Below are 20,016 nucleotides of genomic sequence, written 5' to 3'. Positions count from 1 at the left end.
ACCTCCAGCTCGCCGCCCTGACGGATCGCGGGTGATCAGGCGGCGCCTTCCTCGCTCTCGAGTTTGGCGAAGATCATGCGGCCCACGTTGGTCTGTACGTTGTTCACGACCACCACGCGGGTGGGCTTGCCCCGGAACTTGATGGCGTCCTCGACCACCACCATGGTGCCGTCGTCGAGGTACCCGACGCCCTGGTTCTTCTGCTGGCCGCCCTTGCTGATGGTGACAGTCAGGTGATCGCCGGCCTGCACCTGGGGCTTGAGGGCCACCGCCGCCTCGTGGATGCTGAGGATCTCCACGCCGTGCAGCCGGGCGATCTTGCCGAGGTTGCTGTCGTTCGTGACGATCCGCGCGCCGCTCTCACGGGCCAGCCGGATGAGTTTGTCGTCCGTGGTGGGCAGGGCCGGGTCGTCCCAGTCCTCGATGCGCAGGGGCCGTAGGGCGCGCAGGTCCTCCAGCACCGCGAGGCCGCGTTTGCCGCGCGTGCGTTTCTGCGCGTCGTGGTGATCGGAGAGGGTCTGGAGTTCACGCAGGATGAAGGCCGGCACGACCAGTTCGCCTTCCAGGAATCCGCTGCGCAGCAGCTCCACGATGCGTCCATCGATGATCACGTTGCTGTCGAGCAGCTTGCTGCCCGGCTTGCGGCGCACCTGCGGGAAGGCCAGCAGGCCGAAACTCTCGGCGTTGCGCAGCGCGAAGGACACGAAGAACACGCCCAGCACCGCCGTCACGACCAGATTCCAGATCCAGGTGTAGAACGGTACCGTCCGCAGCAGGCTGCTGAGCAGCACGCTGACGAGCAGCGCCACGATCAGGCCGAAGGTCGCGGCGGCCACCGAGCGGGGCGACAGCTGGGCGTACCAGCGGGTGAACCGCGCCGCGGCCCGCTGCCCCACATTTTCCACCCGGGGCGCCAGCAGCAGGGCGGTGAGCATCCCAGCCAGCATGAGGCTGAGGGTATTGACCATGCCGAGTTCCTCGGTCTGGGTGGTCGCCAGCCCCCGCCCGGCCAGGAATCCCAGCAGCAGCCCCAGCAGCATGGTGACGACACGAATCAAGAGCACGTTCCCCAGTCTATCGAGTCCGGGTGTCTCAGGTGTCCTGCCGGCGCGGCGGGGCCACTGTCGCCTCTGCGCTCAGACCGGACCGGACCGCACCACCGCTGTTCATTCAGCTGGCTCAGCGGCGTGGGGAGAGCCGCGACAGCACGCGGTTGGGATCCAGGTCGATCCACCACACCAGTCCGGCCACGGCGCAGGCGATGATCACGGCCATGAGCTGCCAGTGCAGCGCCACAGCAGTCTGCAGCATCTGCACCGGTATCCAGAGCCCCAGGGCGGCGGGCAGCACGAGCGGGATCAGGCGGCGCCAGAAGATCGGTCGGTCGCGGTAATGCAGCCGCCGGCCAGAGTTCCGGAGCGTCACGCCGGCGTAGATCAGCGGCCCTATCATCAGGCCGATCAGAATGAAGTCCAGGTCTGACATGCGGTCGGTCATTCTAGGCGCGCGGTTTTGCGTCAGGATGCTCAAAGCATGTGACGCGCGTTAGTACCCCATAAGTAACAGAGAGAGGTCCTGACCACTCCTCGACAATCAATAAAAAACCTCCGCTTGCGCGGAGGTCTGCTGGTAGAACCGAGGGGATTTGAACCCCTGACCCCTACCGTGTCAAGGTAGTGCTCTACCCCTGAGCTACGGTTCTAGACCTGAAATGGGGTACTTGGAGGCGCTGACCGGACTCGAACCGGTGGTGGAGGTTTTGCAGACCTCTGCCTTACCACTTGGCTACAGCGCCGTGAGGCTCTTGCTGTCCCTTGCGGGCGGCTGGCTCTGCCTTCCTCTCCAGCGGAAGGAATGTTAGCACGGCTTTCCTGACCTGTAAACAGGGGGCCACCTGCGGCCCGCCGGTCGGCCGTCAGCCTCTAGACTGCCTCCCGTGAGCATTCCGCGCCCCGTCCGTCTGCTGCCCGTCCTTGTCGCCTCTGTGCTGGTGTCCAGCGCCGGCGCGCAGCTCCTCGGCACACCCGCCCAGACGCTCGCGCAACCGGTCCTGAAGGGCATGGCGGTCAGTGGCAACGTGGCTCGGCAGGGAACGACCACCATCACCCTGGACACGGCCGGCGGGTACGTGGTGGGAGTACTGACCGACGCGGCGTCCCTGGACGACCTGGCGCGCGGCGTGGGCGCGGGCTGGGGGCTGGACGCCGCGAACCTGCCGAAACTTAAGGGCAATCTCAGCAATCCGCAGCTGCTCACGGCGGCCCGCGCTGGCTTCGTCGATCTGACGGACGACGCCGGGACCGACCTGATCGCCCTGAAGGTCACCGGCGAGGGCAGCGCCACGCGCTACCAGGCGTACGTGGCCGTGAACATCTGGCCGGACAGCGCCTTCCCGGCGACGAAGGCCGTGACCGGGACAGCGACGGCGCCGGTCACCTTGCGGGTGTTCAGCGACTTCCAGTGCCCGTACTGCAAGCAGATGTGGGACACGGCGATGCCGGCGTGGCGCAAGGACAGCGCCACGTACCGCGTCATGCACTACGAGTTCCCGCTCTCGTTCCACCGGAACGCGCAGGGGGCGGCCGAGGCGAGTGAGTGCGCCCTGGCGCAGGGGAAATTCTGGCCGTTCGCGGATCAGCTGTTCGCCAACTACCAGAGCTGGACACCACTCGATCCGAAGGACGCGCCCGCCAAGTACGCGGGCTACGCCAAGGCGGCCGGGCTGGACACGGCGGCGTTCAAGGCATGCGTGGGCCAGCGGACGTTCAGGAGCAGCGTGGAGGCGCAGGTCCAGGCCGGCCTGAAGGTCAACGTGCAGGGTACGCCCACCGTCTACCTGAACGGCCTGAAGCTGTCGAACTACGCGGACGCGCAGGAGGTGGCGCGCGCCCGCGCGGTGACCACCGCGCAACCCTCGGCGGCCAGCCTGATCGAGGAGCGCCTGAAGCTCTTCCGCTGAGCCGAGCCTCCCCGGCGGGTGCACTGGACACCCGCCATTACTATACGCCACTATGTAGCCATGCAAAGTAGTGGAGCGGATGGCAACCTGCTGCGCGGCACACTGGACTTCCTGCTGCTCGCCAGTCTCGAACACGGGCCCCTCTACGGCCTACGGATCATCCAGGACGTCCAGCAGAAGACCGGCGGACACTTCAACTTCAAGGAAGGCACCCTCTACCCCGCCCTGCACCGCCTGGAGAAACGCGGCCTGATCCACGCCGAGAAGCGCCCCAGCGACGCGGGCGGCCCACCACGCAAGTACTACCACCTCACCCCCACCGGCCTGAGCGAACTGCAACGCCAGCGTGACGCCCAGCGTGCCCACGCCAGCGCCATGCGCCCCTACCTGGAGTTCGCATGACCCCCGAACAGGACTACGTCCGCAGGGCCACCCGCGGCCTGAACGGCCAGGCCCGCCAGGCCACGCAGGCCGAACTCCTCGATCACCTCACCGAACGCACCCGGCAACTCACCCTGACCGGCCTCAGTCCCGAGCAAGCCCGCGCGCAGGCCATGCAGGAACTCGGTGCGCCTGCCACCGTCGCCCGCAGCCTGCGCCGTGAACAGGGATTCACGACCGCCGGGCAGCTGACACTGGGCACCCTGATAGGCCTGACGCTGCTGATCAGTCTGACCGCCCGCCTGTATGCCCAGGGCAACGAGTTCGTGTCCACCACCATCAACCGGGTACTGTTCACGGAAGGAAGCGGCTGGGTCGACCCTTGCCTGAATCGCGCCAACTGCATCAGTCTCTACACTGACGCGCCCCTGACTCTGGAAGACGCCCGGCAGGCCAACCTCATTCGACTCAACGGCGCCAACAGGTACCTGGAAGGCAGCGGCATTCAGGTACGCGGTCTGTTGCGCAAATCCTTGACCTTGAAGGGCTACGCCAGCCAGCCCATCCACCCCGTTGAAGTCGGCCGCGATGGGCACCCGGGTACCCAGAAGGGCTACCTGAACCTGCCCAGCTCCCTGAATAGCGCGGCCCAGCAGGGTTGGCCGGTGCAACTCAGTGGGGACGGCCTGAACATGACTGTGAACGTCGCAGGTCAGCCCCTGCGCTTGACCGACCAGCTCGGCATGCAGGTGATAGAGACTTACCTTCAGCAGTTCCTAGATCAGCACCTGAAAACAGGAGTGGTCGGTACTGTCCCTGTGCGCCCCTCAACCTTCGTGCAGGTGAACGGCTGGGCATTTCCCTTCTCCCGCGCTCCCAAGTCGACGCCGGTGCTGTCACTGAAGGTGCCGGATCCTCAAGGACTCTACGCCGTGGTTAGCTTCGTCCCTGAACATTCCAACCAGCAGTGGACTTCTCTGCCTGCCCTGCGCGCCCTGCACGTTCCGGTAGAGGCAGACCACCTGAACGTTCCCATGTTCGATCTGAGAGATGCACCCCCAGCACTGAACCTCGTCAACTCCCGCGAGCACTTCCTGACGCAGGTCAGGGCAGGACATGCTACCGCCATGCTGATCGAGGTCCCCCGAGATCTGCATGCAGCAGCGGACATAGGCATCGTGAAAGAGCTGGAACGCACCCTGATCCTGAAAACAGGAACGTCCCCTGATGCACCCTGAGCAGAGCAATTCGTCGTAAGCACCTCACCCTGCCAGGAGCGGGGAGGTGCTCGGAACGCTGCGACTAATCGCGGGCACCGACACTACCTCTATATAGAAAGCCATCTGCCAGTCCACAGCCATACCTGACAACGGGGTGACCGCCTTTAATCACGGTCACCCCGATTCTGAATGTAGATCAGCTGCGGGTCCTGTACCGCGTGAGCAATTCGTTTTTGAGGTCGTCGAAGGCGACGCCTTTGCGTTCCTTGTGGCCGTCGGGGGTGCGTTCGCGGACGCTGACCTCGCGGCCTTCCTGTTCCTTGTCGCCGACGATGAGCATGACGGGGATCTTGCTCAGTTCGGCGGTGCGGACCTTGGCGTTCATGCGGTTTGACGAATCGTCGACCTCGGCGCGCAGGCCTGCCTGATGCAGTTCGTCACGCAGCTGCCAAGCGTAGTCGTTGTGGCGGTCGGCGATGGGGATGATCATGACCTGCCTGGGCGCGAGCCACAGGGGGAAGTCTCCGGCGTAGTGCTCAATGAGGATGCCGGTGAAGCGTTCGATGCTGCCGAAGGGGGCGCGGTGGATCATGATGGGGCGGTGGTCCTGGCCGTCCTCGCCGACGTAGCTGATGTCGAAGCGTTCGGGGAGGTTGTAGTCCACCTGGATGGTGCCGAGCTGCCATTCGCGACCCAGGACGTCCTTGACGACAAAGTCGAGTTTGGGACCGTAGAAGGCCGCGTCGCCGGGTTCGATGGTGTAGGGCAGGCCGACTTCCTCGACCGCCTCGATGATCTGCCGCTCGGCGAGGGTCCAGTTGGCCTCGTCGCCGACGTACTTGTCGCTCTCGGGGTCGCGGGTGCCGACGCGGAAGCGCACCTCGTTCATGCCGAAGGTCTTCAGCACGAGGACCGTGAGGTCGAGGACGTCCAGGAATTCCTTCTTCAGCTGGTCGGGGCGGACGAACAGGTGCGCGTCGTCCTGCGTGAAGCCGCGCACGCGGGTCAGGCCGTTCAGTTCGCCGCTCTGCTCGTAGCGGTACACCGTGCCGAACTCGGCGAGGCGCACCGGCAGGTCGCGGTAGGAGCGGGGTTTGCTGGCGTAGATGCGCACGTGGTGCGGGCAGTTCATGGGCTTGAGCATGTACTCCTCGTCGTCCACCTCGATGGGGCGGAACTGACCGTCGGAGTACTTCTCGTAGTGCCCGCTCGTGCGGTACAGGTCGAGGTTGCCGATGTTGGGCGTGATGACGCCCTGGTAGCCGCGCTGGAACTGCTGTTCCTTCATGAAGCTGGTCAGTTCCTCGCGCAGCACCGTGCCGTTCGGCAGCCACAGCGGCAGGCCCTTGCCGACCAGTGGGTCGATGGTGAAGAGTTCCAATTCGCGGCCGAGTTTGCGGTGGTCGCGGCGCTTGGCTTCCTCCAGCTGGTGCAGGTACGCGTCGAGTTCCTTCTGGGTGGCGAACGCCACGCCGTACACGCGCTGGAGGATCGGGTTCTTCTCGTTGCCGCGCCAGTACGCGCCCGACGTGCTCATGAGCTTGAACGCGCCGGGCAGCTTCCCGGTGTTCGGGAAGTGCGGCCCGCGGCACAGGTCGGTGTAGTCGCCCTGCGTGTAGAACGTGATGGGCTCGTCCTCGGGCAGGCCCGCGATGAGTTCCTGTTTGTACGGGTCGTGGGGGAACTGCGCGAGGCCCTCGGCCCGGCTGATCTCGCGCCGCTGGAAGTCCAGGCCGCGCGCGATGATGTCGCGCATGATCTTCTCGATCTCGGGCAGGTCCTCTTCCTTGAGGGGTTCGGGCAGGTCGAAGTCCTGGTACCAGCCGTTCTCGATGCTGGGGCCCACGCCGCGCTTGATGGCGTCCGCGCCGTAGCCTTTTCCTTTGTAGTACTCGCCGACCGCCTGGCTCATGACGTGGCCCAGCGAGTGCCGGAACAGCGGCGCGGCGTCGGCCGGGTTCTTCTTCGTGATCAGGGTGATGTTCGCTCCGTCGGGCAGGGGCGTCATCAGGTCGACCAGTTCTCCGTTCGCGGTGGCGGCCAGGGCGTCCTGCGCGAGGCGCGGGCCGATGGCGGCGGCGGCGTCCAGCGCGGTCGCGCCGGGTTGAAGTTCAAGTTGTTTACCGTCGGGAAGGATTACGTGCATGTCAACCTCTGTGTGTGGGCTGAGCGCGCCTAGGCGTTCAACCATGAGAAACCCGGTCTGGCCACCGTTCCAGCAGAACGCCTGAAAACCTTGAAGGGGTTCTCAGGCGCTCAGAGTTCGCGTGATCAGACCGGGTGCAGGCATTCGGTGCAGCCCTGCGCCACGCATCACCAGACCGGAGTGACGGGCGAGAGGCTTCATGTGGGCAGGATACCGCCCCGCGCAGGGGCGGGCAACCCGCACCCTGGCCTACCCGGCCCTCCCCTCCCACCTCCCCGGCACTACCAGGGCGTTCCACGCAGGTTCACGGTCTCCCCCGCCGGCCACTCGGCCAGGGCCGCGTGCACCGGGAGGATCAGGGTAGGCCCGGTGTCCATGACCCACTCTCCCTCGTCCGGGTCAAGGTACTGCGCGGGACTGGGCACGCGGACGAAACCGCCACACTCGTAGAACGGGACGACCTCCTCGCGGCACTGGAGGAACGCGAACTCCACGTCCGGCTGGGTGAGCAGGAAAGCATGCAGCTCACGCAGCAGGCGGCGGCCCACGCCCTGGCGCTGAACCACGGGGTGCGTGGCGACCCCACCGACGCCCACCAGCGTCACCTCGCGCCCGCCGACCTCCGCCACGCGCCGCCCGCACCCCAGCTGCGCTGCGGGCACGCCTGCCGGGTCGGCCAGCCACAGGTGCCATTCGGGTTCGCTGCCCCAGTACGAACTGCGCGCCCAGAAGTCCGCGAAGGGCGGGTAGGCAGCGATCAGCAGCGTCCGCAGCTGCGCCTCCAGGTCCGGGGTCAGGTCCGCGCGGGGCGTGACGTGAGTGGTCAGGATCACGAGCCGCGCTCCGGGTGCGGCTGGCGGGCCGTTCGCTCACTGAAGTCCACCTCGAAGAATCGGTAGCCCTCCTGCACCTCCGCGCCCGGCATGTACCCCATGCGTTCATAGGCGGGCGTCGCCTCCCGCAGGTTGGCGTACCAGAACAGGTACCGCGCGCCCCGCGCCTGCGCCCACGCCTCTATACCACGCATCAACGTCCGGCCCACGCCCTGACCCCGAGCGTCAGGCGCCGTGTACAGGTCGTGAAGTTTCGCCGTGCGGTGACTGTTCCCGGATCGAAGGTGCGGCCCGTAGTCCTGCGCCGCCGCGTACCCCAGCAGCACCCCGTCCCGGAAGGCGCCCAGTACCACCCACTCCGGATGCACGCAAAACGCCGGAAAGCGCGCTGCCAGCTCGGCTTCGTCCTCCACGAAGCCCATATCGAGCAGCATCGGCCGAACCTGGGGAAAGTCGGACGGGGTGAGCGGTCGCACAGTGAGGGTCACGCCCCCCAGTCTGCCCGCCCGGCCCCGGCCGCACCTGCGCCAACTGGCGGATGCACGGGCATGAGAAGACCGCCCCACCGGACGGCAGGGCGGTCAGCAGTCCGGGCTTTACCAGTTCTGCGCGGGAGCGGGACTGGGCTGGGTGCGGCCCTTGGGGTTGGGACCCCACCTGTTGCTGCCAGACTGGCTCTCCTGGATATGGAAATAGATCAGGACGAGATTGACGAAAGGAATGCATCCGAGAAGCTGAGTCCACCCACTTCGGCCGGTGTCATGCAGTCGGCGCACGGAGATCGCCAGGGTCGGGATCAGCATAGCCAGGGTGAACAGGCCAGAGAGTGGACCCCAGCTGGTGAATCCACCGTCGGTTGACCAGCCGGCGACTTCCTCAATGAAGGTCAGTGCCAGAGAGACAAGGCTGTAGACCAAGATGAACATCCAGAACTCGCGGCGGCGGGCGCGGCCACTGAACTGAGCATATTTCTTGGTCACTGCTTCGATGACTTCTTTCATGAGTCTAGATTAAGCAACAGATGAACGCCCCGTTGCCTCAGGTGAGGCGGGCCGGGGCGTTCATCCGCGCGGGGCTTACCAGTTCTGCGCGGAACTGGGCGTGCCGCCATTCACGCCTTTGGGGTTGGGCCCCCACTTGTTGCTGCCGGGTTCGCTGTCGAGCACCATGAACACCAGAATCACGAGGCTCCCCAGGGGGATGAGGTTCAGCAGGTACCACCAGCCGCTCTTACCGGTGTCGTGCAGGCGGCGGACGGTCACGGCAATGCTGGGCACCATCACGGCCAGGGAGTACACGACGAGCAGGATCAGGAAGATCAGCGTCACGCCGGTCAGCCCGGCGCTGGGGGCGGTGTCGGCTTCATTCTGGGCGGCCATCGCGATCACGGCGCCCTGCACAGGAATCTGCAGCAGGATCAGGATCACCGAGTTGATCAGGGTGAACATCCAGTATTCGCGGCGGCGGGCGCGGCCGGTGAAGTTGGCGTAGTTGTTGCGGATAACGTTCAGGTATTCGTTCATGGGTCCCCCTTGAGCTGTTGCGTGAGAGCAGTCTAAGGGGCAGAGTGTGGGCATGCTGTCAGGTGTGAGGCGGGGTGTGCTGGGCGCGGCGGTGGCGGCGCTGCTCGGGGCGTGCGCGCCGTCCGTGACCGGGCCGGTGGTGGTGCCGGATGTCCGGGCGGAGATGCCGGGCCTGCCGCAGGCGCGGCTGCGGGTGCTGGTCATGGGGGATCAGGGCACCGGGACCGAGGTGCAGCGGCGCGTGGCGGCCGCCATGCGGGAGGTGTGCGCGCGCGAGGGCTGTGACCTGGGCGTGGCGCTGGGTGACAATGTCTATCCGGCTGGGCCGAAGGCCGTGAATTCGCCGCTGTTCCGGGAGCGGTTCGCGGACGTGTACGGGCCACTCGGGATTCCGTTCCTGGTGGTGCCGGGCAATCACGACGAGTCGTGGCTGGTGGGCGGCGACGGGGCCGATGCGCGGGGGGCGGACGTGCAGGTGGCGTATTCGCGCCTGAACGGGCAGTGGGTGATGCCCGCGCGCAGTTACCGCGCGCCGGTGGGGGCCCTGGTGGAGTTCTTCGGGGTGGACACCGCGCCCCTGGCGGCGTACCTGCCGGGCCTGCGCCCAGCGGAGCGTCCCGGTGGCGCGTGGGACCGCGCGCAGCGGGCGTGGCTCTCGGGCGCGGTGCGGGCCAGCGGGGCGCGCTGGCGGCTGGTGCTGGGGCATCACCCGCTGTTCAGCAACGGCGCGCACGGCAACGCGGGCGCGTACGACCGCTTCCCGTTCGGGTTCCAGCAGGGCGGCGCGGTGCGGGACCTGTACGGGTCGGTGTGTGGCGCGGCGGACCTGCTCCTGAGCGGGCACGTGCACGCGCTGGAGGTCTTTGCGCCGCAGCCGGAATGCCCCGGCACGTGGACGGCGGTATCCGGCGCGGCGGGTGAGGTGGGGGCGGCCCGGCCGGCTCGCGCGCGGCGGCCTTCGCGGCGTTCGGTCAGCCGGGCTTCCTGCGCCTGGACGTCACGCCCGCCGAACTGGTCATCACGGCGTACACGGTGGCCGCCGACGGGACCGTGACGGGGCGCGAAGCCGCACGGATAAAGAAGGGTTGATAGGAGAAAGTTGATGGTTGATAGAGGGGTGTCCTCCCTCAACCATCAACTTCTGACTTTCGACGTCTCTTACAGTCCGGCCTGCGCGAGGAAAGCGTCGAGTTTCTGGGGGCGGAAGCCGCTGAGGCTGGCGGCGGTGTCGCCGTGCACGAGGGTGGGGACGCTGCGTTTGCCGCCGTTGACGCTCATGACGTATTCGGCGGCGCTGTCGTCCTGCTCGATGTTGATTTCCTCAAAGGCGAGGCCCTTGCTGGTCAGGGCGCGTTTGGCGGCGTGGCAGTCGGGGCACCAGCTGGTGGTGTACATCTTGATCATGGGGTTCCTCCGGGTGGGCGTCGCCCACGCAGGTCAGTTTACTATTTAAAGCATCCAGGAGGGTGGGCGTGTCCACAAACGCGGGCCTCCCGGCGGCAACAGGACAGCCCGCCCCAGGTGGGACGGGCTGTCACAGGACCGGGATTACGCGTTGGCGTTCGCCACGGCCTCGCTGGGCGCGGGCTCGGCGGCCACGGGCGCGCTGGTGTCCGGGGCGCTGGGGGCGTCCTCGGCGGCGCGGTCCTTCTTGGCAGGCTTCTCGGCGCGGGGGGTCATGATCATGTTCATGTCCATGCCCATCATGCTCGGGGTGCCTTCGGGCGCACCGATGTCCGCCAGGGACTCCGCGACGCGCACCAGGATGCGCTCGCCGAGTTCCGGGTGGGTGCGTTCGCGGCCACGGAACATGATGGTGACCTTGACCTTGTGGCCTTCTTCCAGGAAACGGCGCACGTGCCCGGTCTTGGTGTTGAAGTCGTGGTCGTCGATCTTCACGCGGAACTTGATCGCCTTGACTTCCTGGGCGCGGGCGCGCTTGCGGTTTTCCTTCTCGTTCTGCTGCTGCTCGTAGCGGAACCGGCCATAGTCGAGCAGGCGGCAGACGGGGGGCACAGCCTGCGGGCTGACCATGACGAGGTCCATCCCGGCCTCACGGGCCATGTTCATGGCGTCGCGAGTGTCAATGATGCCCACCTGCTCGCCTTCGGCGCCGATCAGTCGGATCTGGCGCACGCGGATCTGCTCGTTGACCTTGTGTTCTTTCGCTATGTTCATCACCTCCGCCGCGCTCCGGGGCACGCTGGCTTCCCGGGCGGCTGCGCCCACCCCACGGGGCGGACGGTACCCCTCAGTCTACCACGCGCGTTCCATGCGGCGCCTTCGTGCCATGCTGGCGCGCATGAGTGCGCCTGTCACCTTTCCCTTCGGTTCCCTGACCGCCCGCAACGCGGACCTGGAGGTGCTCCTTACCGACGGTCTGGGCGGCTTTGCCCTGAGCAGCCTGTCGGGCGTGCCGACCCGCTGCTACTCGGGGCTGGTGGCCAGCCAGCAGCCGCCGGTGCAGCGGCGCACGCATCTGGTCTCGCCGCAGGAGGTGCTGCGCGTCCCCGGCCCGGACGGCGTGCGCGAGACCACCCTGCACGCCCTGGAAATCGCCCCGGACACGTTCGAGGGGGAGGGACTGCGGCACCTGACGGGGGCGTCGCTCCTGGACCTGCTGCCCGAACGGGAGCAGCTGTTCGCGGGCGTGCGGGTGCGCCGCCGGGCGTTCATGCCGCGCGGGTCGGGCGCGGTGGTGTTCCTGTACGACGTCCTGAGCCGTGACCCGGTGGCGCTGCGGCTGGGGGGCTTCTTCGCGGACCGCGACATGCACGCCGTGCACGAGCGGGTGCCCGGACTGACCTTCCACGCGGCGGGCCGCGAGGTGACCGTGCAGGGCGAGGCGCAGACGCGGGTGCAGGTGCACGCACCGGGCGCCGTGATCGACCCCCTGGACCCCCGGCCGCTGGCGCAGCGGGTGCACTACCGGCACGATCTGGCGCGCGGCGAGCCGGACACCGAATACACCCTGGGCACGCCGCTGTGGGAGCTGAGCTTCCCGGCGGGCGGGGGCCGCGCGGCGCTGGTGGTGCAGGCGGTCACGCCGGACGTGGCGCAGGCCCTGATCCTCGACCCCTGGGCAGCGTACGCCGACGAGGCCGCGCGCCGCCGCGAACTGGCGGTGCGGGCGCAGGACACGACGGGCGTGCCGGACGAGCTGGTCGCCACGCTGGCCGTCGCGGCGGACGCCTACCTGGTGCGGCGGACGCAGCCGCAGGGCGTGACGGTCATCGCCGGGTACCCGTGGTTCGCGGACTGGGGCCGCGACTCGATGATCGCCCTGACCGGCCTGACCCTGCTGACCGGCCGGCACGCCGAGGCGCGCGACCTCCTGGGCACGTTCCTGCGCAGCCTGCGCCGGGGCCTGACGCCCAACAATTTCCACGATGACGGGCAGGGCGCCGGGTACAACACCGTGGACGGCGCGCTATGGCTGGCGGTGGCGCTGGAACGGTACGTGACCGTCACCGGGGACGCCGCGTTCGCGCGCGAGGCCCTGCCACAGCTGCGCGACCTGCTGGACTGGCACGTGCGCGGCACCGATCACGGCATCCGCATGGACCCGGCGGACGGGCTGCTGCTGGCCGGCGAGGCGGGCGTGCAACTCACCTGGATGGACGTGAAGATCGAGGGCTGGGTCGTCACGCCCCGCCACGGCAAGCCGGTCGAGGTGCAGGGCCTGTGGCTGGCGGCGCTGGGGGCCGAGTCGCGGCTCTCGGCGGCGCTGGGCGAGGAGACGCGGTTCGCGGCCACCCTGGCGCGCGCGCAGGCCAGCTTCGCGGCGTTCTGGCAGGGCGCCTACGTGGACACCCTGGCGGCGGACGGCACGCCGGACCGCAGCGTCCGCCCGAACGTGGCGATCGCGCTGGCCCTGCCGGACACGCCCACCAGCCCCGCGCTGGTCGCGGCGACGACCGCGCAGCTGGAATCGGAACTCCTCTCTCCCGTCGGGCTGCACACGCTGTCGCCGCTGGACGGGCGCTACCGGGGCAATTACGGGGGCGCGCAGGTGCAGCGCGACGCGGCGTACCACCAGGGCACCGTGTGGCCGTGGCCGCTGACGGCGTTCGTGGAACTGCTGCTGGCGCAGGGCGAGGTCGGACGGGCGCGGGCGGCGCTGCGTGGCCTGAGCGGGCACGTCCTGGAGGCGGGGCTGGGGCACGTCTCGGAGGTGTTCGCCGGCGACAGCCTGCGCCCGGGCGGGTGCCCCTTCCAGGCGTGGAGCGTGGCGGAACTGCTGCGCGCGCACGTGCTCGTCAGCCGCGCCGAGGCGCAGGCGGCGGGAACGCAAAGCCCCGCGTAAGCGCCGCCTGCGCGTGCGAAATTCCGCGCGGGCAGGACACAATTCCCCTTGACGTACCAGGGACACAAACCCTAGCATCACCGCATGACCGCGACCCGCCCGACCTGCGCCCACCCGGAGCGCGCGTGACCGACCTCGCGCTGCCCCGCGGCGCCACGCAGGTCGGCCTGGCCGTGGACGTCGCCGCGTTCGCCATGCACGCTACTGAACTGCACGTCCTGCTCGTGCAGCGCGGCGAACTGCCCCACGCGCGCGACTGGGCGCTGCCCGGCGGCTTCGTCCACCCCGGCGAGGAACTGCACGAGGCGGCCCTGCGCGAACTGCGCACCGAGACCAGCGTGGAACTCGAACCCCGCCACCTCGAGCAGTTCTTCACCTTCGGGGAGATCAACCGCGACCCGCGCGGCCGGATCGTCAGCGTGGCGCACCTGGCGGTGCTGCCGCACGGCACGGTCAGCGTCAGCGGCGGCGGGCACACCCTGGGCGCCGAGTGGATGCCCGCGCACCGCACGCCGAGGCTGGCCTTCGACCATCAGGCGATCCTGGACCGCGCGCTGGGCCGGCTGCAACTGCGGCTGGAGTACGCGAACCTCGCGCTGGAATTCCTGCCCGACACCTTCACCCTGCCCGAGTTGCAGGGCGTGTACGAGGCGATCCTGAACCGCAAACTGGATAAACGGAACTTCCGCAAGCGGCTGCTCGCGCAGGGCAGCCTGACCCCCAGCGGCGAGCGGCGCAGCGGCGTGGGCCGCCCCGCGCAGCTGTACCGCCGCGCCAAGGGCACCCGCACCCCCGCCCTGTAGGCCGCGGCGGCGCCGGGGCGGACGCGCGCGGCCCGGTGACCTGACTCCCCCCACCCCGCACCGGCCCCTCTGTGCGGCACCTGCGGCACCACGACACGACGGGACATGCTGAACTGCGGGGCATGACGCCCGGTGTCCTGCTGCTGGCTGGCCTTCTCCTGTTCCTCCTGAGCGCCGCGCTGGGTGGCGACGGTTTCAGCCGGGCGCCCAGCGTCCTGAGCGTCCTGGCGTTCCTGGTGTCCGCCACGCTGGGCCTGCTGGGCGCGGGCCGCGCGGTGGGCGCCGCCGCTCTGATCCTCGCCGGGGTGACGGCCGCCCTCGTGTTTGGGTGGTTGTAACCACCGGTGAGCCTGAACGGGCCTTGAGAGGCGGCCCAACATCCTCAGCGCCGCCACTGCCTAGACTGCCACCATGACCCTGTCCACCGGCGATCACATCCCCTTCCTGGAAGCCACGCAGGACAACGGCCGCGCCTACGTCCCGACCCCCGGGCGCTGGCGAGTCCTGTTCTTCTTCCCCAAGACCGCCACCTCGCACTGTCAGTTGCAGGCCCGGCAGTACCAGGCGCGCCTGGCAGACTTCCAGGCCCTGAACGTGGATGTGGTCGGCATCAACGGCGATCCCCGGCAGGAGCAGCTGGCCTTCCGGGGGATCTGCCAGCTGGACTACCCTCTGCTCGACGACGGGCAGCAGCGGATCAGCCGGCAGTTCGGCCTGCTGGACGAGCCGTGGCCGGGCGAGCAGGTGCGCCGGCCGCGCCGCGAGACGTTCCTGATCGATCCGTCCGGCGTGGTGCGGCGTCACTGGACACAGGTGGACGCCGGTCAGGACGCCCTGAACGTTCTGGAGAGCGTGCGGGACCTCATGGGCGGCGAGTCCCGGCAGCTGCTGGTCTGAACGCGCGCCGGGCTCGTGACGGGCGGCGCAGTCCCCGCGTCGGTCGCCGCGCTACACTGACGCTTCAGGTGGGAGGCCCGGCCGCGCAGGCCGCGTGAAGCCTCCCCGCACCGTGAAAGGAGACAGGCGCATGGACATGAAGAAGCTGATGAAGCAGATGCAGCAGGCCCAGATGGCGGCCACCAAAATTCAGGAGGATCTGGCGGCCAAGTCGGTCGAGGGCAGCGCCAGCGGTCTGGTGACGGTCACGATGAACGGGCACGGGAAGGTCACGGCCCTGAAGATCAAGCCCGAAGCGGTGGACGCCGACGACGTCGAGGCGCTGGAGGACCTGATCCTGGTCGCCCTTCAGGACGCGGGCGCCAAGGCCGACGCCCTGCAGCAGGACGCGACGCGCGGCCTGGGCATCCCCGGCTGCTGAGTTCCCGCGGCGGCGGCCACCCCTGCCGGTGGGCAGTGGGTGGCCGCGCCCGTGTGACACGCCCCGTCTGTCCCGTTCTGTCCGGTCCGCGCCGCGTGGGCCGGTGGTGGTGAAGGAGTCCGAGTGAAGTACCCTCCATCGTTGGTGGCGCTCATCCGTGAGCTGTCGCGCCTGCCCGGGATTGGGCCCAAAAGCGCGCAGCGGCTGGCGTTCCACCTGTTCGAGCAGCCGCGGGAGGACATCGAGCGCCTGTCGCGCGCGCTGCTGGAAGCCAAGCGTGACCTGCATACCTGCCCGGTGTGCTTCAACATCACGGACGCCGAGCGCTGCGACGTGTGCAGCGACCCCAGCCGCGACCAGGGCGTGATCTGCGTCGTGGAGGAACCCGGGGACGTGATCGCCATCGAGCGCAGCGGCGAGTACCGCGGCCTGTACCACGTGCTGCACGGCGTGCTGAGTCCCATGAACGGGGTGGGGCCCGACAAGCTGCACATCCGCCCGCTGCTGCCGCGCGTGCAGGAGGGCCAGGAGATCATCCTGGCGACCGGCACGACCGTGGAGGGCGACGCGACCGCGCTGTACCTCCAGCGGCTGCTCGAACCCCTGGGCGCGGTCGTGAGCCGCATCGCGTACGGCCTGCCGGTGGGCGGGGCGCTGGAATACGCGGACGAGGTGACGCTGGGGCGCGCGCTGGCCGGCCGCCAGCGCGTCAGCAAACCGCAGGGCTGAGCGGTCAGGCGCCGTAGCTGGCACGCAGTCGCGTCCACCCCTCGCGCAGCGTGATGCGCCGCGCGGGCAGTTCATGCATGGGCACGACCTCCAGGCCGCGTTCACCCAGGCCGGCCAGCAGGGCGCCGAGCAGCGCGGGGGTCACGGCGGGACCGTCATGCAGGAGGATCACGCTGCCGGGCCGCACGCGCGCCAGGGTCTGCGCGGCCAGCGTGGCGGCGTCCTCGCCCGTCCAGTCGCGGCCCTCGGTGTCCCACAGCGCCACCTGCCGGCCCGACAGGCGCGCGAAGGCGCGGGTCAGGGGGCTGTGCCCCCCGTACGGCGGGCGGTACAGGTGAGGGCCCGGACGGGCGGGACGGGGGTGCCACGCCACCTGCGCCCACTCCTGCCAGGGGGCCAGGGTCAGGGCCGTGCGGTGCCAGATGCCGTGCGCGTCCAGGGTGTGCCCGGCGGCCTCGATGGCGTCCAGCAGGTCCGGGTGGGCCTGCGCGGCGGGCCGGGTCACGAAGAACGTCCCGCGCGCCCGGTACCGCGCCAGCACCCTGAGCAGCTCCGGGGTACGCTCGCTGGGACCGTCGTCGAAGGTCACCGCGACCCGCCAGCGGTCACGGGGCCCATGCCCCAGGGCGCCCCACCCGGCGGCGCGGCCCAGCACCTCGGCCAGCAGCGCCGGGGCGAGGAGCAGGGCGATCCCGCCGAGCGGGTTACGTCGCCGCGCCACGGAAGGCCCGGCCGAATGCGGCGTACCCGCCCGCGGTCACCGCCGCCAGCACGGCCCCGACCACGAAGGGTCCGGGGACGCCCATCTGCCCCAGCGCGAACGTGCCGATCAGCGGGCCCAGCGCCATGCCGCCGTTCTCCACGGTCATCAGCACGCCCCAGGCGGCGGGCCGCTGCTCGGCCGGCAGGACGTGGGTCACGAGCGCCGCCCACGCCGGGGTCAGGAACGCGTAGCCCAGGCCGGCCAGCGCCGCCAGCAGGTACAGCGCCCACGGGGCGGGCGTGGTCGCGAAGCCCAGGAAGCCCAGGCTGAGCAGGCCGTAGCCGATCATCACGCCCAGGCGCGCGCGCCCCCGGTCGGCGAAGCGGCCCGTCAGCGGCATGCTGCCGTACGCGACCCCGCCCCCGACCACCAGCAGCGCCACGAGCCCCCAGTAGTTCAGGCCCAGATCCGGCGCGATGCGGAACAGCAGGGGCCCCAGCAGCGACATGGTCATGGTCTGCATGAAGGCCGCCGGCAGGAGCGGGACGAGCGCGCGCGTGACGGAACGGGCGCGCGGCGGCTCCTCGGTCTCCTCGCGGCGCTGCAGGACGCGGCGGGCAGGCACCAGCAGCGCCAGCAGGGTGCCCAGGGTCAGCAGCGCCAGGGCGACCAGCAGGGGCACGTTGTCGTCCCGTTTGGCCAGCGCCCCGAACAGCAGGAAACCCAGGCCGGAAAAGGGCGTGATGGCCGTGCCGACGAGCGTCAGGGCGCGGCCGTGGTATCCGTCCCGGGCGGCATCCGCCGCGAAGTTCATGGTGCCGGGCCACATCACGGCGAATCCCACGCCGTGCAGCGCGGCGGCCAGCAGGAACAGCCAGCTTGTGTGCGCCACCATGAACAGCGTGATGGCCAGCACGCTGAGCAGCGCCCCACCGAGCATCGTCGTGCGCAGCCCGTAACGGCTGATGGCCACGCCAGCCGGGCCGCGCATGACCGTGTCGGTCGCGAAATGCACGGTGTAGGCCAGTCCGCCCAGCGCCAGCGGCAGCCCGAAGTGGGTGTCGACGGCCTGGGTCAGGTACCCGCCGTACACGCCGCTGCGCACCACCTCGGCGGTGGCCAGGGTCACCATGGCCGCCAGCAGTGGCCCGATGGTCTCGGGACGCAGCGGCAGGCGGTCGGTCAGGGAGCGGCGGGTGATCACGCGCCGCTCCCTGGCCGGTGCGCGGCCCGGTGCCGGCCTGCTAGGGTGTGAAGGTGCCCGAGTTCACGGTTGTCATTCCCGCCCGCAACGAGGCGAAGTACCTGCCCCTGACGCTGCGCGCGCTGGAACGGCAGACCCGCCCGCCCAGCGAGGTGATCGTGGTGGACAACGGCAGCCGCGACGCGACCATGGAGATCGCCCGCGCCGCAGGAGCCCGCGTGCTGCGCTGCGAGGCGCGCGGCGTGGCCCGCGCCCGCCAGATGGGCCTGGAAGCCGTGCAGACCGACTGGGTGGCCAGCACCGACGCGGATTCGCTGCCTGCACCCCACTGGCTGGAGGTACTGAACGAGGCCGCGCCGGGTCGCACGGCCCTGTACGGCCCGATGCGCTTCTCGGGCGTGCCGCGTCACTGGGCGCTGGCGTCGGGCGCGAGTTACAGCGCGTTCCTGCACGTGGCGCGCCTGATCGGCCGCCCGAACCTGGCCGGGGCGAACATGGCCTTCTCGCGAGAGGCGGCGCTGCTGGTGGGCGGCTACCCGCAGGTCGAGGCCTACGAGGACGTGATCCTGGGCGAGGAACTGGCCCGTACCGGGGAGATCGCGTACGTGCGCCGCGCGCTGGTAGAGACGAGCGCCCGGCGTCTGGACAAGGGCGTGCTGCCGTTCCTGTGGCAGCACGTGCGGAATATCACTGGTCATACGCGAGGGTACTTCGGGGATGACCGCTGACGTCGTCGGGAAACGTGACCGTGCGCGGCATACCCAGCACGTGCCGGTAGACGTCCAGCACCTGCTGCGCGACGCCCTGCGGCGTGGTGCCCGCCCCGAAGCTGCGCGCCCCTGCTGACAGCCGCGCCCAGAGGGCCGGGTCGGTCAGGAGGTCATGGCTGTGGCGGATCAGGGCGTTCACGTCGCCGGGCGTCACGAGGTAGCCGCTGCGTTCGTGCGCCACGCCGCTGAGGGTGCCGCGCGCGCCGACGGCCACGACGGGCACGCCCATGAGCTGCGCCTCCTGCAGCACGAGGCCCTGCGTCTCGGTGTCGCTGGCGAACACGAACAGTTCCGCGAGGCGGTAGTACGCGCCGATCTCGGTCCAGGGGCGCACGCCCAGGAACGTCACGCGGTCCGCCACGCCGATCCGGGCGGCGTGCGCTTCCAGATGGTCGCGTTCGGGGCCCTCGCCCAGGATGACCAGATGCGCGTCGGGCAGTCCGGCCAGGGTGTCGAGCACGTGATCGAAGCGCTTCTCACGGGCGAGGCGGCCCACGCTGAGCAGGCGGCGTTTCCCGGCCGGCCAGGGGTTCTCGACGGCGGGCGCGGCGTGCAGGACGCGCGGGTCGATGCTGGTGGGAATCACGACGGGGTTACGCACCTTCATGGCGTTCAGGACGTCCATCATGCCGGCCGTGGGCGTGATGACGGCGTCGGCGCGGCCGTAGTGCAGCCCCATGACGCGGGTCACGAGCCCGGTGTGCCGCTGCAGGGCCGTCACGCCCGGCACGTAGTGGGTGTACGCCTCGATGTGCGTGTGGTACGTGGCGACGTGCGGCACGTCCCACTTGCGGGCCAGCCGCGCGCCCGACAGGCCCAGGGTCAGCGGCGTGTGGGTGTGGATCACGTCGTAGCGGTGCGTGAAGTCCCGGCGGGTGGGCCACGCCAGCCGGTAGGTGGGCAGGAACATGTACCGCACGCTCTCGACCCGCATGACGTCCGCGCGGGTATCGACGTGCTCGGGGAAATCAGGGGCGACCACGTCCACGTGATGGCCCTGGGCGCGCAATTCGTCGCTGAGCAGACCGACACTGGTCACGATGCCGTTCTGGTCGGGCAGGAAGGTGTCGGTGAACAGCCCGATCCGCAGTGGCCTCATGCGTCGCCGCCGTTCAGGGGGT

At 69.4% G+C, this 20,016-nt stretch carries 23 protein-coding genes and 2 tRNA genes; 11 read left to right on the top strand and 14 right to left on the bottom strand.

What is annotated here, in order from left to right; genetic code table 11:
- Positions 1–35 precede the first annotated feature (35 nt).
- From AUC44_RS04645 to AUC44_RS04630, 4 genes are all read right to left on the bottom strand, one after another.
- On the bottom strand, positions 36–1,064 hold the full coding sequence (locus AUC44_RS04645; RefSeq protein WP_062157597.1) for a PIN/TRAM domain-containing protein: 1,029 nt from the start codon (positions 1,062–1,064) through the stop codon (positions 36–38).
- 115 nt (positions 1,065–1,179) lie between these two features.
- Positions 1,180–1,485: a hypothetical protein gene (locus AUC44_RS04640; RefSeq protein ID WP_062157596.1), complete on the bottom strand. Its 306-nt coding sequence runs from the start codon at positions 1,483–1,485 to the stop codon at positions 1,180–1,182.
- 142 nt (positions 1,486–1,627) lie between these two features.
- Positions 1,628–1,702 (bottom strand) — tRNA-Val (locus AUC44_RS04635).
- A 19-nt stretch (positions 1,703–1,721) separates the two neighbouring features.
- A tRNA-Cys gene (locus AUC44_RS04630) sits at positions 1,722–1,795 on the bottom strand.
- 141 nt (positions 1,796–1,936) lie between these two features.
- On the opposite strand from AUC44_RS04630, the gene AUC44_RS04625 reads away from it, so the two are divergent.
- The 3 genes from AUC44_RS04625 to AUC44_RS04615 are packed head-to-tail and all read left to right on the top strand — an operon-like array spanning position 1,937 to position 4,578.
- On the top strand, positions 1,937–2,959 hold the full coding sequence (locus AUC44_RS04625; protein WP_231724531.1) for a DsbA family protein: 1,023 nt from the start codon (positions 1,937–1,939) through the stop codon (positions 2,957–2,959).
- Positions 2,960–3,019: 60 nt separating this feature from the next.
- Positions 3,020–3,361, top strand: a complete 342-nt coding sequence (locus AUC44_RS04620; RefSeq protein WP_062157595.1) for a PadR family transcriptional regulator — start codon at positions 3,020–3,022, stop codon at positions 3,359–3,361.
- Complete coding sequence (locus AUC44_RS04615; protein ID WP_062157594.1) at positions 3,358–4,578, top strand: permease prefix domain 1-containing protein; 1,221 nt, start codon at positions 3,358–3,360, stop codon at positions 4,576–4,578. The genes AUC44_RS04620 and AUC44_RS04615 overlap by 4 nt, the downstream gene beginning before the upstream one ends.
- Before the next feature lie 178 nt (positions 4,579–4,756).
- Here AUC44_RS04615 and thrS read toward each other — a convergent pair whose 3' ends face one another.
- The 5 genes from thrS to AUC44_RS04590 form a co-directional block, all read right to left on the bottom strand.
- Positions 4,757–6,706, bottom strand: coding sequence for a threonine--tRNA ligase (gene thrS / locus AUC44_RS04610; RefSeq protein ID WP_062157593.1), 1,950 nt, complete (start codon positions 6,704–6,706; stop codon positions 4,757–4,759).
- 281 nt (positions 6,707–6,987) lie between these two features.
- Positions 6,988–7,539, bottom strand: coding sequence for a GNAT family N-acetyltransferase (locus AUC44_RS04605; RefSeq protein WP_062157592.1), 552 nt, complete (start codon positions 7,537–7,539; stop codon positions 6,988–6,990).
- A complete protein-coding gene (locus AUC44_RS04600) occupies positions 7,536–7,973 on the bottom strand; it encodes a GNAT family N-acetyltransferase (protein WP_231724530.1) in 438 nt (145 codons plus the stop codon). The genes AUC44_RS04605 and AUC44_RS04600 overlap by 4 nt, the downstream gene beginning before the upstream one ends.
- A gap of 162 nt (positions 7,974–8,135) precedes the next feature.
- Complete coding sequence (locus AUC44_RS04595) at positions 8,136–8,540, bottom strand: DUF805 domain-containing protein (RefSeq protein ID WP_062157591.1); 405 nt, start codon at positions 8,538–8,540, stop codon at positions 8,136–8,138.
- 75 nt (positions 8,541–8,615) lie between these two features.
- Positions 8,616–9,062: a DUF805 domain-containing protein gene (locus AUC44_RS04590; protein WP_062157590.1), complete on the bottom strand. Its 447-nt coding sequence runs from the start codon at positions 9,060–9,062 to the stop codon at positions 8,616–8,618.
- A 52-nt stretch (positions 9,063–9,114) separates the two neighbouring features.
- Here AUC44_RS04590 and AUC44_RS04585 point away from each other — a divergent pair, with 52 nt between their 5' ends.
- Positions 9,115–10,116, top strand: a complete 1,002-nt coding sequence (locus AUC44_RS04585) for a metallophosphoesterase (protein ID WP_231724529.1) — start codon at positions 9,115–9,117, stop codon at positions 10,114–10,116.
- 104 nt (positions 10,117–10,220) lie between these two features.
- On the opposite strand, the gene AUC44_RS04580 is transcribed toward AUC44_RS04585, so the two are convergent.
- On the bottom strand, positions 10,221–10,466 hold the full coding sequence (locus AUC44_RS04580) for a glutaredoxin domain-containing protein (RefSeq protein ID WP_062157589.1): 246 nt from the start codon (positions 10,464–10,466) through the stop codon (positions 10,221–10,223).
- Positions 10,467–10,610: 144 nt separating this feature from the next.
- Entirely contained in the window at positions 10,611–11,243 is a 633-nt protein-coding gene (gene infC, locus AUC44_RS04575; RefSeq protein WP_062159681.1) for a translation initiation factor IF-3, read from the bottom strand.
- 121 nt (positions 11,244–11,364) lie between these two features.
- On the opposite strand from infC, the gene AUC44_RS04570 reads away from it, so the two are divergent.
- The 6 genes from AUC44_RS04570 (at position 11,365) to recR (ending at position 16,218) form a co-directional block, all read left to right on the top strand.
- Positions 11,365–13,368 (top strand): amylo-alpha-1,6-glucosidase, encoded by a 2,004-nt coding sequence (locus AUC44_RS04570; protein WP_062157588.1) that lies wholly within the window; start codon positions 11,365–11,367, stop codon positions 13,366–13,368.
- 125 nt (positions 13,369–13,493) lie between these two features.
- Positions 13,494–14,171 carry an NUDIX hydrolase gene (locus AUC44_RS04565; protein WP_062157587.1) on the top strand — a complete coding sequence of 226 codons (678 nt, stop codon included), beginning with the start codon at positions 13,494–13,496 and terminating at the stop codon, positions 14,169–14,171.
- A gap of 122 nt (positions 14,172–14,293) precedes the next feature.
- Complete coding sequence (locus AUC44_RS04560; RefSeq protein ID WP_062157586.1) at positions 14,294–14,509, top strand: hypothetical protein; 216 nt, start codon at positions 14,294–14,296, stop codon at positions 14,507–14,509.
- A 73-nt stretch (positions 14,510–14,582) separates the two neighbouring features.
- Positions 14,583–15,068 carry a peroxiredoxin gene (locus tag AUC44_RS04555; RefSeq protein WP_062157585.1) on the top strand — a complete coding sequence of 162 codons (486 nt, stop codon included), beginning with the start codon at positions 14,583–14,585 and terminating at the stop codon, positions 15,066–15,068.
- Positions 15,069–15,198: 130 nt separating this feature from the next.
- Positions 15,199–15,489 (top strand): YbaB/EbfC family nucleoid-associated protein, encoded by a 291-nt coding sequence (locus AUC44_RS04550; protein ID WP_062157584.1) that lies wholly within the window; start codon positions 15,199–15,201, stop codon positions 15,487–15,489.
- Between the two features lie 123 nt (positions 15,490–15,612).
- Positions 15,613–16,218, top strand: coding sequence for a recombination mediator RecR (gene recR / locus AUC44_RS04545; RefSeq protein ID WP_062157583.1), 606 nt, complete (start codon positions 15,613–15,615; stop codon positions 16,216–16,218).
- A 4-nt stretch (positions 16,219–16,222) separates the two neighbouring features.
- Here recR and AUC44_RS04540 read toward each other — a convergent pair whose 3' ends face one another.
- Positions 16,223–16,939: a polysaccharide deacetylase family protein gene (locus tag AUC44_RS04540; RefSeq protein ID WP_062157582.1), complete on the bottom strand. Its 717-nt coding sequence runs from the start codon at positions 16,937–16,939 to the stop codon at positions 16,223–16,225.
- On the bottom strand, positions 16,923–18,125 hold the full coding sequence (locus tag AUC44_RS04535) for an MFS transporter (protein WP_231724528.1): 1,203 nt from the start codon (positions 18,123–18,125) through the stop codon (positions 16,923–16,925). The genes AUC44_RS04540 and AUC44_RS04535 overlap by 17 nt, the downstream gene beginning before the upstream one ends.
- A gap of 53 nt (positions 18,126–18,178) precedes the next feature.
- Here AUC44_RS04535 and AUC44_RS04530 point away from each other — a divergent pair, with 53 nt between their 5' ends.
- Positions 18,179–18,853: a glycosyltransferase family 2 protein gene (locus AUC44_RS04530; protein WP_062157581.1), complete on the top strand. Its 675-nt coding sequence runs from the start codon at positions 18,179–18,181 to the stop codon at positions 18,851–18,853.
- Here AUC44_RS04530 and AUC44_RS04525 read toward each other — a convergent pair.
- Entirely contained in the window at positions 18,813–19,994 is a 1,182-nt protein-coding gene (locus AUC44_RS04525; RefSeq protein ID WP_062157580.1) for a glycosyltransferase, read from the bottom strand. The genes AUC44_RS04530 and AUC44_RS04525 overlap by 41 nt on opposite strands.
- Positions 19,995–20,016 lie beyond the last annotated feature (22 nt).

The organism is Deinococcus actinosclerus, from assembly GCF_001507665.1.
Classification (GTDB): domain Bacteria; phylum Deinococcota; class Deinococci; order Deinococcales; family Deinococcaceae; genus Deinococcus; species Deinococcus actinosclerus.
Note: the sequence above shows the minus strand (reverse complement) of the source record. Positions and strands in the feature narration are given on the sequence as shown.